Source organism: Streptomyces sp. NPDC051315 (assembly GCF_044455165.1).
Lineage (GTDB): Bacteria > Actinomycetota > Actinomycetes > Streptomycetales > Streptomycetaceae > Streptomyces.
In genome coordinates this window covers 419,887-432,032 of the sequence record NZ_JBITEN010000005.1, presented here as the reverse complement: position 1 = coordinate 432,032, position 12,146 = coordinate 419,887, and the positions used below count along the sequence as shown (strand labels likewise).

The 12,146-nt window shown below is 74.2% G+C and carries 8 protein-coding genes and 1 pseudogene; 4 read left to right on the top strand and 5 right to left on the bottom strand.

Features of this window, described 5'->3' with window-relative positions; all coding sequences use genetic code 11:
* Nucleotides 1–94: 94 nt before the first annotated feature.
* From ACIBBD_RS13235 to ACIBBD_RS13225, 3 genes are all read left to right on the top strand, one after another.
* Nucleotides 95–2,449, top strand: a complete 2,355-nt coding sequence (locus ACIBBD_RS13235) for a histidine kinase (RefSeq protein WP_399419441.1) — start codon at nucleotides 95–97, stop codon at nucleotides 2,447–2,449.
* Nucleotides 2,449–3,105: a response regulator gene (locus ACIBBD_RS13230; RefSeq protein WP_399419440.1), complete on the top strand. Its 657-nt coding sequence runs from the start codon at nucleotides 2,449–2,451 to the stop codon at nucleotides 3,103–3,105. Before ACIBBD_RS13235 ends, ACIBBD_RS13230 begins: the two co-directional genes overlap by 1 nt.
* Before the next feature lie 85 nt (nucleotides 3,106–3,190).
* On the top strand, nucleotides 3,191–4,159 hold the full coding sequence (locus ACIBBD_RS13225; protein ID WP_399419439.1) for an STM4015 family protein: 969 nt from the start codon (nucleotides 3,191–3,193) through the stop codon (nucleotides 4,157–4,159).
* 144 nt (nucleotides 4,160–4,303) lie between these two features.
* On the opposite strand, the pseudogene ACIBBD_RS13220 reads toward ACIBBD_RS13225, so the two are convergent.
* The 3 genes and pseudogenes from ACIBBD_RS13220 to ACIBBD_RS13210 all read right to left on the bottom strand — a co-directional run.
* Nucleotides 4,304–4,438: pseudogene (locus ACIBBD_RS13220) on the bottom strand (hypothetical protein); the annotation flags it as partial.
* Between the two features lie 149 nt (nucleotides 4,439–4,587).
* Complete coding sequence (locus ACIBBD_RS13215) at nucleotides 4,588–5,088, bottom strand: hypothetical protein (RefSeq protein WP_399419438.1); 501 nt, start codon at nucleotides 5,086–5,088, stop codon at nucleotides 4,588–4,590.
* Nucleotides 5,089–5,387: 299 nt separating this feature from the next.
* On the bottom strand, nucleotides 5,388–8,762 hold the full coding sequence (locus ACIBBD_RS13210) for a pyruvate carboxylase (protein ID WP_399419437.1): 3,375 nt from the start codon (nucleotides 8,760–8,762) through the stop codon (nucleotides 5,388–5,390).
* A 183-nt stretch (nucleotides 8,763–8,945) separates the two neighbouring features.
* On the opposite strand from ACIBBD_RS13210, the gene ACIBBD_RS13205 reads away from it, so the two are divergent.
* Nucleotides 8,946–10,799: a protein kinase gene (locus tag ACIBBD_RS13205; protein WP_399419436.1), complete on the top strand. Its 1,854-nt coding sequence runs from the start codon at nucleotides 8,946–8,948 to the stop codon at nucleotides 10,797–10,799.
* A gap of 125 nt (nucleotides 10,800–10,924) precedes the next feature.
* On the opposite strand, the gene ACIBBD_RS13200 is transcribed toward ACIBBD_RS13205, so the two are convergent.
* Together ACIBBD_RS13200 and ACIBBD_RS13195 are read right to left on the bottom strand one after the other, a co-directional pair.
* Nucleotides 10,925–11,119: a hypothetical protein gene (locus ACIBBD_RS13200; RefSeq protein WP_399419435.1), complete on the bottom strand. Its 195-nt coding sequence runs from the start codon at nucleotides 11,117–11,119 to the stop codon at nucleotides 10,925–10,927.
* Between the two features lie 140 nt (nucleotides 11,120–11,259).
* Nucleotides 11,260–11,919, bottom strand: coding sequence for a beta-glucanase (locus ACIBBD_RS13195; RefSeq protein WP_399419434.1), 660 nt, complete (start codon nucleotides 11,917–11,919; stop codon nucleotides 11,260–11,262).
* Nucleotides 11,920–12,146 lie beyond the last annotated feature (227 nt).

Here is a 12,146-nt window from a genome sequence, read left to right as displayed (position 1 = left end):
GGGCACGAACGGCGTCTCCATCGCAGGGTAGAGACCGGCCTCGTCCCGGGGGCGGGTGCCGCCGTGCTCCGGCCCGTCCTACGCTCGTGCCGACATGGAGACGACACGGAACCGGCTGCTCCCCGCCCTGCTCGCGGCCGGACAGGTTGCCTGGCTGTGGCCCGGGGCCGCCCTGGCCGGCGAGACGGTGCCCGGGGTGGCCGGCCTGCTCGCCGTGGTGTGCGCGCTGGCCCTGGAGACGGCCGCGCTGGGCCGGCGGCGACAGGCACCGGTAGAGGCGCTGGCGTGGACACTGGGCACGCTGGTGGTGGGCCAGATGGTGTGGCAGGACGGCTACTTCGGGCTGGGCCCGCTGGTCGCGCTGTACTCCGTCGCGGTCCGCCGCCCGCCGGCGGTGACGCTGCGCGCGGTCGCCGCGGTCGTGGCCGCCGAGTGGCTGCTGTCCCTCGTCCACGTGGGGTGGCGGCCCGCGCTCGCCTCGGAGTGGGCGCTGGGCGCGCTCGTGTACGTCGTCTGCGCGGGGCTGGGCGAGGGCCGGCGCCAGTGGCTCAAGGGCCGGTCGAGCGCCGCGCGCCGGCTGGCCGGGGCGGAGGAGGCCCGGCGGCGGGCGGGCGACACGGAACGGCGGCGGCTCGCCCGCGAGTTGCACGACGTGAGCGCCCACCACCTGACGTCCGTCGTCATCACGGCCGACGCCGCGCGCCGACTGGGCGGCGGCAGGCCCGAGATGACCGCCGAGGCGCTGACGTTCGCGGAGCGCACCGGTACGGAGACCCTGACGTCCCTGCGACGGCTGGTCGGACTCATGCGGGACGCCGACCGCCCCGATCCGCGTCCGATGACCGCGCGCGTCGAGGAACTGATCGCGGGATTCGGCCGGTTGGGGCGGCCGATCGCCGCCGAGCTCCCCGAGGACCTGGCCGGTCCGGCGGCGGAGGCGGTCCACGGGATCGTCCGCGAGGCCCTCACCAACGCCCTGCGGCACGCCCCGGGCTCCGCCGCGCGCGTGAGCGTCCGGCGCGGGGACGGCGTACTGGAACTGACCGTGGACAACGCCGCCCCGCGCGGTCCGGTGTCGCACGCCGTGGGGGGCCTGGGGTCGGGCCGCGGCATCGCCGGGATGCGGGAGCGGGCGGCCGCGGCCGGCGGTGAGCTGACGGCCGGTCCGGGGCCCGGCGGGGGCTGGCGGGTGCGGGCTACGCTGCCGGACGGCACCGGGCCGTGGCAGCCGGCCGAGGGAGCGGACCGGCGTGACGTGCTGCGCGAGCAGCGGCTGGCCGACCCCGCGCTGGTGTTCGCCGCGGCGGCCCTGCCCCTGGCGTTCGCGCTGGTGACCGCGGAGGAGTGGTCGGGCGCGCGGCTGCGCGGCGCGGTGCCGGGTCTGCTCGTGGCGGCCGCGCTGCTCGCCGTCCACGCGGTGCCGCTGCTGTGGCGCCGGCGTGCGCCGTGGGCCGCGTTCTTCGGCGTGCTGGGCACGGCGTGGCTGTGGCCGCTCGCCGTCGCCGGGGCGTCCCTGCCGTCGCGGGTGTCCCAGTTCTTCGCCGGCGGCATGATCGCCGAGCTGCTGGCGGTGTACGCGCTGGCGGTCTACGGCCGTGGCGCGGCCCGTACCTGGCCCGCGGTGGGCGCGGCGGCGGCCTCGCTCGCCGGGGTGCTCCTCGCGACGGCGGGCGCGGACGGGGAGGGGGTGGGCGGCGGCTCCGAGTGGATCGCCGCCGTGGTGATGTTCGTGCTGCTGTGCGGGGTGCTGGCCGCCGTGTCCGGCCTCGTGTGGGCCGCCGGGCTCGCGGTGCGGCGCCGGCGGTTGCGGGTCCTGGGGCGGGAGGACTTCGCGCTCGCGAGTTCGCTGTGGCAGGCGGAACGGGCCGCGGACGCCGAACGGCGGCTGCTGGCGGCGAAGCTGCGGGACGCCGTGCTGGACCGTACGGCCGCCCTGGTCGAGCAGGCCCGCCGGGGACGGCTGGAGGAGGTGGCCGCCGAGGCCCGGTCGGCCCTCGCCGCGATGCGTGAACTCCTGCACGGCCTGGGCACGCCGGACGAGTCGGGGCGGGGACTCGCCCCGGCGCCCACGGTCGGGGACCTCGACGCGCTCTGCCGTGGTCTGCGCGCGGCCGGCCGGGACGTCACCCTGCGGGGTCTGCCGGAGGCCGGGCGGGACCTGCCCGCCTCGGTGGCGTTGTCGGCGTACCGGATCGTGGAGGCGGCCCTCGGCGCGGGCGACCGGGGCCCCGCCCGGGTCACCCTGAAGCGGCGGCGGGACGGCCTGCGGATCACGGTGACGGGCGTACGGCTGGCCGTGACGGGTCCGGTCGCCGAGCGGCTGCGTGTGCAGGCCGGCCCGGGACCGGACCGTATCGCGTTCGAACAGCGCGGTATCGTACGGGTGTTGCTGCCGGAAGGCCCTGATCCGGCGCCCGTCCAGGAGGTGTCCCCGTCGCCGTACGTGTGATGGTCGTCGACGACCAGGCGGTGGTCCGTGCCGGATTCGCCGCGATCGTGGACGCCGAACCGGACCTGACCGTCGTCGGCGAGGCCGGTGACGGGGCGTCGGCGGTGGAGCTGGCCGCCGCGACCACTCCCGACCTGGTGCTGATGGACATCCGCATGCCGGGGATGGACGGTCTCACCGCGACCCGGCTCGTCACCGCGCTGGAGTGCCGGCCGCGGGTGCTGGTACTGACGACCTTCGACCTCGACGCGTACGTGTACGAGGCGTTGCGCGCCGGATCGTCGGGGTTCCTGCTCAAGGACGCGCAGCCGGAGGACCTGTTGTCCGCGATCCGTGTCGTCGCCGCCGGGGAGGGCATCCTGGCCCCGACGGTGACCCGCCGGCTGATCGACACGTTCGCGCGGGGAGCTCCGCGGCCGCCGTCCGTGACCGGTGCGCTCGGCACCCTCACGGCCCGGGAGCGGGAGGTGCTGCTGCACATCGCCTCGGGTCTAACCAACGCCGAGATCGGGGCGGCGCTCGGGGTGACCACCGGGACCGTGAAGACGCATGTGAACGCGCTGCTGTCCAAGCTGGGGCTGCGCGACCGGGTCCAGGCGACGATCCTGGCGTACGAGAGCGGGCTGGTCAGGCCGCGCGGCGCGCCGGACGTGTAGCGCTGTCGGCGGCCCTTGGCAGAAAGGGCGGCCATCGGCCGGCGCACGGGCGTCGGCCGCCGTCGGATCATGGAAGGCCGGGGCCTTGACCCTCGATCACCTCACTCACCTGCACGGACTGCCCGTTCACACCTTCCCCGCGCTCGAGGAGCCGCCCTCGCCGTCACCGGCCGAGGAGACGGTCGCCTGGCGGCTGTCGATGGACGAGGGCCGGGGCGGGGAGAGCTTCGAGGAGGGCTGGCAGCGCTTCCTGGACACCGTCGATCCCGCGCGGGTACGGGCCCTGGTGCTGGGCGTCGGCGCCTACGGCACCGAACATGACCACGCCCACCCCGCGAAGACGGTGGAGCTGCTCGCCGGGGCCGCCGACCGCCTCACCGGGCTGGAGGCCCTCTACCTCGCCGACCTGACCTTCGAGGAGGCGGAGCTCTCCTGGATCGTGCAGGACGACGTGACCCCGGTCCTCGCCGCCTACCCGCGTCTGCGGGAACTCGGTGTCCGAGGCTCCGGCGGCGGCTTCGGCGACGACCCCGGGCTGCGTTTCGAGGCCCTGCGCCACGAACACCTGCGCGTCCTGCGCCTCGAGAACGGCGGCCTGCCCGCCGAGGTGGCCCGGGGCGTCGCCGCCTCGGACCTGCCCCGGCTGGAGCACCTGGACCTGTGGATCGGCACGGAGGACTACGGCCGCACCGCCACCGTCGCCGACCTCGCGCCCCTGCTGGACGGCGGCCGGCTGCCCTCGCTGCGCCGCCTCGGCCTGCGCAACTGCGACCTCCAGGACGAGGTGGCCGCCGCCGTCGCGAGCGCTCCCGTCGTGGCCCGGCTCAGCCACCTGGACCTGAGCCTCGGCACCCTCGGCGACGCGGGCGCCGAGGCACTGCTCGGCGGCCGGCCCCTGACGCACCTCCAGGAGCTCGACCTCCACCACCACTACCTGTCGGAGCCGATGATGACCCGCCTGCGCGAAGCGCTGGAGCCCTCCGGCGTGCGGGTCGACCTCGGCGAACGGGAACGGGACAGCGAGTACGGGCGGTACGTGGCCGCCGGCGAGTAGGGGCCCGTCCGGCGGATCACGTCGCGGGAGACCGGCGGTCACTCGTCGGCGGAGGTCTGGTACTCCCGTCACCGGGGGCCGGCCCGAAGCCCACCACCGTAGGTAGAGCAGACGACGCAGGTAGGAAGCGACGTAGCGGAGGGTGTTCGGGTGGACGTTGAGCGCCTCGGCGCTCCGCGCGACGTCACCGAACCCGTCGAGGTAGGCGAGCAGGGAGCGGGCCGGTTCGGATGCCTTCCGTTCCACCGGAGCCGGCGGACCCCGCACGTCGTCCCGCATCCGCCACCGCGGATCCACCCGGGACAACCGGCCCGCCACACGCGCGACCACCGGCTCCGACTCCCCGGCTCACCAACAGGCCTCGCCCGTGCCCACCATGCCTGGGACACGAGGCCGACCAGCTCAGGCAGCGATGTCTGACTGGGGAACTAGGCGGTTTCGTCTGGATCATCCATCCGCCCCGCCTTCGTCCCTGCCCGCGCCCGATACTCGTCCAGGATCCCCCCTGCGAGCACCGACAGCACCGCTGCAAGGGCGAAGGCGGCGGCCAGGACGTTCAGCAAGCTGTAGGGGCCGCCGGCCTCGACGACGCGACCGCCGTCCAGCAGACAATCGAACCCCAACGGGAAGAAGGACGGTTCGTGTCCGGCGAGTTGGTCGAGTGCGTCGGGCGGGAGCGAGCGGCAGGGAACGGCGGGAGAGGACCCCGCGCCGGACTCGGCGTCGCTCGCGTCCCACTGGACCAGGCCGAGCCCGATCGTGTACACGATGACGGCTGCGGCAGCGGCCATGCCCGCGCTCCAACGCAGCAGGCCCCTGAGCCAGTCCGGTCGGCGCCCGGGCACGACGACCGATATCAGCTTCACCACGACCGCGACGGCCCAGAGCGGTACGGCGAGTACGGCGCCGAACATCAGCAGGACGAACACGTTGGGCTGCCTTTCAGGCGTTCCCCGATCGTCGACGACCGGGCCGTCCTGTGCCAGACGTCGCGCTGCGCCCGTCGGTTCCCTCGCGCCGCTGACCGCGCGGCCGTTGCGGCGGCAGGCCGCCGGCCTTCGACCGTGACGTCCACCGGCAGCGCAACAGCGTCGAGCGGTGCGTCGACAAGCGCGGACAGTGGCGCGGTCTCGCCACTCGCTACGACGAGACCGCCACCGTCCACCTCGCCGGTTTGCACGTCGCGGGCACCTTCATCCGGCCCGCGAGGTGATCCGGAAGAAGCGGCCTAGCCGACCTCGACCAGCAGGTCGCCGCCCTCCACCTGCTGGATCCGGTTGATGGCCAGGCGGTTGACCCGGCCGGCCTTCGGGGCGGTGATGGTGGCCTCCATCTTCATCGCCTCGATGGTGGCGACCGTGGCTCCGGCCTCCACCTCGTCGCCCTCGGCGACGGCCAGGGTGACGACGCCCGCGAACGGTGCGGGGACATGGCCGGGGTTGGACCGGTCGGCCTTCTCGGTGACGGGCACGTCGGAGGCGGCCGCCCGGTCACGGACCTGGATGGGCCGCAGCTGGCCGTTGAGGGAGGACATCACGGTGCGCATGCCGCGTTCGTCGGCCTCGCCGATCGCCTGGAGTTCGATCAGGAGCCGCACACCGGGCTCGAGGTCGACTGCGTACTCCTTGCCCGGGCGCAGGCCGTAGAAGAAGTCCTTGCTGTCCAGGACGCTGGTGTCGCCGTAGGCCTGGCGGTGGGTGTCGAACTCGCGGGTCGGGCCGGGGAACAGCAGGCGGTTGAGGGTGGCGCGGCGGGCCTTCTCCAGGCCGGTGCGGTCCTCGGCGGTCAGTTCCGTCACGGGCTTGGGTTCGGCGCGGCCCTGGAGGGCCTTGGTGCGGAACGGCTCGGGCCAGCCGCCGGGCGGGGTGCCGAGTTCGCCGCGCAGGAAGCCGATGACGGAGTCGGGGATGTCGTACCGGTCGGGGGTCGCCTCGAAGTCCTCGGGGTTCACCCCGGCGCCGACGAGGTGCAGGGCGAGGTCGCCGACCACCTTGGAGGACGGGGTGACCTTGACCAGGCGGCCGAGGATGCGGTCGGCGGCGGCGTACATCGCCTCGATGTCCTCGAAGCGGTCGCCGAGGCCGAGCGCGACGGCCTGGGTGCGCAGGTTGGACAGCTGTCCGCCGGGGATCTCGTGGTGGTAGACGCGGCCCGTGGGCGAGGCGAGGCCCGCCTCGAACGGGGCGTAGATCCTGCGCACGCCCTCCCAGTACGGCTCGAGGTCGCCGACGGCCTGGAGGTCGAGGCCGGTGGGGCGGGCGGAGTGGTCGGTGGCGGCGACGAGCGCCGACAGCGACGGCTGCGAGGTCGTCCCGGCCATGGAGGCCACCGCGCCGTCGACGGCGTCCGCGCCGGCCTGGATGGCGGCGAGGTAGGTGGCGAGCTGGCCGCCGGCGGTGTCGTGGGTGTGCAGGTGCACCGGGAGGTCGAACTCGCGGCGCAGCGCGGAGACCAGGGTGGCGGCGGCCGGGGCGCGCAGCAGGCCCGCCATGTCCTTGACGGCCAGGACGTGGGCGCCCGCCTCGACGATCTGCTCGGCGAGGCGCAGGTAGTAGTCGAGGGTGTAGAGGCGCTCGTTCGGGTCGGACAGGTCGGAGGTGTAGCAGAGGGCGACCTCGGCGATCGCCGTGCCGGTCTCGCGTACGGCGTCGATGGCGGGCCGCATCTGGCCGACGTCGTTGAGCGCGTCGAAGATGCGGAAGATGTCGATGCCGGTGGCGGCGGCCTCCTGCACGAAGGCGTCGGTGACCTCGGTCGGGTACGGGGTGTAGCCGACGGTGTTGCGGCCGCGCAGCAGCATCTGGAGGCAGATGTTGGGGACGGCCTCGCGCAGGGCGGCCAGCCGCTCCCACGGGTCCTCGGCGAGGAAGCGCAGGGCGACGTCGTAGGTGGCGCCGCCCCAGCACTCGAGGGAGAGCAGTCCGGGCAGGGTCCGGGCCACGACCGGGGCGGCCGCGAGGAGGTCCTTGGTGCGGACGCGGGTGGCGAGCAGCGACTGGTGGGCGTCGCGGAAGGTGGTGTCGGTGACGCCGATGGTCGGGGACTCGCGCAGCCAGCGGGCGAATCCCTCGGGGCCGAGGTCGACCAGCCGCTGCCGGGAGCCCGCGGGCGGCTCGGTGTCGGGCAGCGGGGGCAGCTTGGTGGCGGGGTCGATCAGCTGGGGCCGCTCGCCGTGCGGCTTGTTCACCGTGACGTCGGCGAGGTAGGTGAGCAGCTTGGTGCCGCGGTCGGCGGAGTGGCGGGCCGTCAGCAGGTGCGGCCGCTGCTCGATGAACGAGGTCGTCACCCGCCCGGCCTGGAAGTCGGGGTCGTCCAGGACGGCCTGAAGGAACGGGATGTTGGTGGCCACGCCCCGGATGCGGAACTCGGCGAGGGCACGCCGGGCCCGGCCGATCGCGGCTTGGAAGTCCCGGCCCCGGCAGGTGAGTTTGACCAGCATCGAGTCGAAGTGGGCGCTGATCTCCGTACCGGCGTGGGTGGTGCCGCCGTCGAGACGGATGCCGGAGCCGCCCGGCGAGCGGTAGGCGCTGATGCGGCCGGTGTCGGGGCGGAAGCCGTTGGCGGGGTCCTCGGTGGTGATACGGCACTGGAGGGCGGCGCCGCGCAGGGTGACCGTCTCCTGCGACAGCCCGAGGCCGGCGAGCGTCTCGCCGGAGGCGATGCGCAACTGGGCCTGGACCAGGTCGACGTCGGTGACCTCCTCGGTGACCGTGTGCTCGACCTGGATGCGCGGGTTCATCTCGATGAAGACGTGGTTGCCGTCGCGGTCGAGGAGGAACTCCACGGTGCCGGCGTTGCGGTAGCCGATCCGGCGGGCGAAGCGGACGGCGTCGGCGCAGATGCGGTCGCGCAGCTGCGGATCCAGGTTGGGGGCGGGCGCCAGCTCGATGACCTTCTGGTGGCGGCGCTGGACCGAACAGTCGCGTTCGAACAGGTGGATGACGTTGCCCTCGCCGTCGGCGAGGATCTGCACCTCGATGTGGCGGGGCTCGACGACGGCCTTCTCCAGGAACACGGTGGGGTCGCCGAACGCGGACGCCGCCTCACGGGACGCCGCCTCGATCGACTCGCGCAGCTGCGCGGGGTCCTCCACGCGCCGCATGCCGCGCCCGCCGCCGCCCGCGACCGCCTTGACGAACACCGGGAAACCGATGTCGCCGGCGGCCCGCACCAGGGCGTCGACGTCGGTGGACGGTTCCGAGGAGCCCAGCACCGGTACGCCCGCCTCACGGGCCGCGGCGACCGCGCGGGCCTTGTTCCCGGTCAGCTCGAGGGTGCGGGCGTCCGGCCCGACGAAGGTGATGCCCGCCTCCTCGCAGGCGCGGGCCAGTTCGGGGTTCTCCGACAGGAACCCGTACCCCGGGTACACGGCGTCCGCGCCGGCCCGCCGAGCGGCCCCCACGATCTCCTCGACGGAGAGGTAGGCCCGCACCGGATGCCCCGGCTCACCGATCTCGTAGGCCTCGTCGGCCTTCATCCGGTGCAGTGAGTTGCGGTCCTCGTGGGGGAAGACGGCGACGGTGCGCGCGCCCAGCTCGTAGCCGGCGCGGAACGCCCGGATCGCGATCTCGCCACGGTTGGCGACCAGCACCTTGCGGAACATCCTGGATCCCTTCAGCCTGCCCGGTGACGGGACCATCGTGTCGGTGCCGTTCCGGGAGTGCCATGTGAGTCGGGCCACTCGGCCCCCTGGTACCCGGCCCGGGAAACCGGTCACCTCCCGGGGTTGCGGGCGCCCCGGGCGGTGGTGCGTCTGCTGTCGGTCCGGGCAACTAAGCTCCGGCGCATGAGTGAGGCGGACAGCGACAGACGGGTCGTCGACGGTCGCTTCGAGCTGGTGGCACGGCTCGGGGGCGGCGGAATGGGCATGGTGTGGCGTGCCACGGATCTGGTGCTGCACCGCAGCGTGGCCGTCAAGGAGGTCCGGCCGCCCGATCCGGGGCTGGCCGAGTACGACCCGCCCGCGGCGCGGATGCTGCGCGAGCGGGTGCTCCGCGAGGCCAGGGCGCTGGCGCGGATCGACCATCCGAACGTCGTGACGATCCACCATGTGGTCGACGAGGGTGAGGGAAGCTACCCGTGGATCGTCATGGAACTCGTCGACGGCGGTTCGCTGGCCGACCGTCTCGCGCGCGGGCCGATGGATCCCACCGAGGCGGCACGCATCGGGCTGGAGGTCCTCGCCGCGCTGCGCGCCGCGCACGAGGCGGGCATCCAGCACCGGGACGTCAAGCCCGCCAACGTGCTGCTGCGCCGTGACGGCCGTCCGGTGCTCACCGACTTCGGCATCGCGGCGATCCGCGAGTCGACCGCCCTGACCGCCACCGGATCCGTCATCGGCACCCCGGACTACATGGCGCCGGAGCGCGTGTCCGGCCAGGAGGGCGGCCCCGCCTCGGACCTGTGGTCGCTGGCGATGATGCTGTACGCGGCGGTCGAGGGGCGGCATCCGCTGCGCCGTCCCTCGACGCTGGCCACGCTCGCGGCCGTGCTGAGCGAGGACGTTCCCCCACCGGCGCGGGCCGGGGCCCTGGGAGACGTCCTGATGCGTGTCCTCGTCCGGGATCCGGCGGCCCGGCTCGACGCGGCGGCGTTCGAGCGGACGCTGGCCGACGTGGCGCGCGGACCGGGGCAGCGGGGGCAGGAGCCGGATGACCGGACCTCCTACCGTCTGTCCCCTCCGCCGGCGGCGCCGGGCGACGTGCCGGCGCCCGCGGCCGGGGCGCCCGGGGCGCCGGTGACCACAGGCGGTACGCCGGTGACCGCGGCCGGTACGCCGACGAGCACAGGCGGTACGCCTGGGAAGGCGGCCGGGGCGCCGGTGACCACGGGCGGTGCTCCGGTGGCCGCGACCGGTGTGTTCGGGCCGCCGTCCGCCACGCCGTGGAACGGTCCCACCCCGCCCGCCTCCCCGGCCCCCTGGACCGGCCCCACCCCGCCGGCGGGCCTCCCCGTACGGCCGGGGCGGCGTACGCGCCGGGGCACGGTGGTCCTGCCCGCGGCGGGGGTCGTGCTCGCCGGTGTCCTCGTGTGGGTGCTGGTGCCGGAGCGGGACACGGACTCCTCGTCCTCCCGCTCCGGTGCCAGGACGACGGCCACGGCGACCTCGGCTGCGGCGACCGCCTCCCCGACCGGGACCGGAGCGGCCGGCCTGCCCGCCGGGGAGACGGAACGGGCCGGTACGACCGACCTGCTGACGCCTGAGGGCATCCGCACCGCGATCAAGGCGTTCGAGGCGGAGACCGGCAGGGACCGCTTCGGCTCCTTCTCGGTGTATCCCGAGTACGTCTCCGCCTATCTCATGGTCGAGGGCAGTGACACCAGGTACGACTCGTACACCTACCGTCCCGGCGAGGGCGTGCGGAAGGGCATCATCAAGGGGACGCTGTCCGGCGGGCAGCAGCCCGTCGGCCTCGACGCGTTCGCCTGGGACCGGGTGCCCGCGCTGCTCGCCGAGGCGGAGCGGAAGCTGAACGTGGACGACGCCGACACCCGCTATCTGCTGGTCCGGCAGCCGAGCACGGTGTTCGACAGCCCCGCCGGGATGGCCGTCTACCTCAGCAACGACTACAACGAGAGCGGCTATCTGGAGGCCGACACCAAGGGCCGGGTGACCCGGGTGATGCCGGTCGACGGTTAGGTGCGGTCCGGCCGACCAGGTCGCGGCAGACCGGCGGCGGATCAGGTCGCAGGAGACCGGCGGCGGCCCATGGGCGCGACCGCCGGACAACTCCTGGGGGATTGTGCCGCTGTGTGCGGCTGTCGTCAGTCCCGCGCGGCGTCCATCAGTTCCTGGAGCCGGACCATGCATGGGGCGCAGTGGCGGTCGGTGTTGTGCGTGGCCGGCGTTCCGGCGGCCAGGAGGACGATTCCGCACAGGCTGCTGTCGTGCTGCCGGGACACCACGTGCCACACCAGCTCACCGCCGCCCGACGCCAGGCCCACCTTCATCTCGTACACGGCTCTTCCCTTCTGCCGGGCCTGTCTCCAGCAGACCGCGTACGGCGCCCGGCGTCCCGTCGGGCTGGGCCGTTCGGGGGAGCCCGCCCCCGAACGGCCCAGCCCGCGTGGCCGGGGGGTGCCGGTCGTGGCAGGCTCGTTCAGGCTCGTGTCTCCCGGCGCACGGTGAGGGCGGACACCTCGAAGGACATCTCCGTCACGTCGGGGTCGGGTGCCGGGTGGTAGCGGCCGGCGCACACCGACAGGTTGACGATGAGGTAGGCGTGCCAGCGTCGCCCCACGCCCCGGTGGTCGGCGAAGACGGTGCTGCCGTTCAGGGCCCACACGACGTCGTGAACGCCGAACTCCACGCCGAGGTCGACCCAGCCGCCGGGTCGGACCGCCGGGTCGCGGTGGTAACGGTGGGCGGGCCGCACGTGGTTGGAGAGCTCCAGCAGGTCGGGGTTGTCGGGGTGGTACTCGAAGACGTCGATCTCCTGGTCGCCGTCCCGCCAGGTCCAGATCGCCGGCCAGGCCCCCGTCTCGGCGGGCAGCCGGACCCGGGCGTCGAGTCGGTCTCCGGCGCGGACCTGGAATCCCTCCTCGCTGCCCTCGGTGGTCAGCAGTCCGGTGTCCCACAGGCCGTCGGCGCGGCGCGTGGCCCGGAAGGTGCCGTCGCGGGAGTACGCGGGATCGGATACGAGGTAATCGAGCTTGTTGTCGTCGGGGTTCACCGGCCCGCCGTCGGGATAGGCCCAGGAACGGCCGGCGATCCACTGGCGGGGCGAAGCGAAATCGGCTCTGAAGCAGACGTCGGTCACTGGCGTCCTCCTCGTCCTCGGGCCGAGCCCCGGAAGCGGTGCCCCGGAAGCCGAGCCTCCAGCGAGGCATCCCCGCCGCCACCGGCGTCATGCGACGCCCCGGGATCCGGCGCCGGGCAACCACCCCACCGAGGGACGGATGCGCACGGGTGTACGTCGTCCGCGACGGAGCACCGGCGGCGGCCGTTGACGGACACCCCACTCTGTTCGGCCAGTCGGACATCGTT

Coding starts and splice junctions, on each gene's coding strand:
- ACIBBD_RS13235 (WP_399419441.1), top strand. CDS start 95: ATGGAGACGACACGGAACCGGCTGCTCCCCGCCCTGCTCGCGGCCGGA.
- ACIBBD_RS13230 (WP_399419440.1), top strand. CDS start 2,449: ATGGTCGTCGACGACCAGGCGGTGGTCCGTGCCGGATTCGCCGCGATC.
- ACIBBD_RS13205 (WP_399419436.1), top strand. CDS start 8,946: ATGAGTGAGGCGGACAGCGACAGACGGGTCGTCGACGGTCGCTTCGAG.
- ACIBBD_RS13210 (WP_399419437.1), bottom strand. CDS start 8,762: ATGTTCCGCAAGGTGCTGGTCGCCAACCGTGGCGAGATCGCGATCCGG.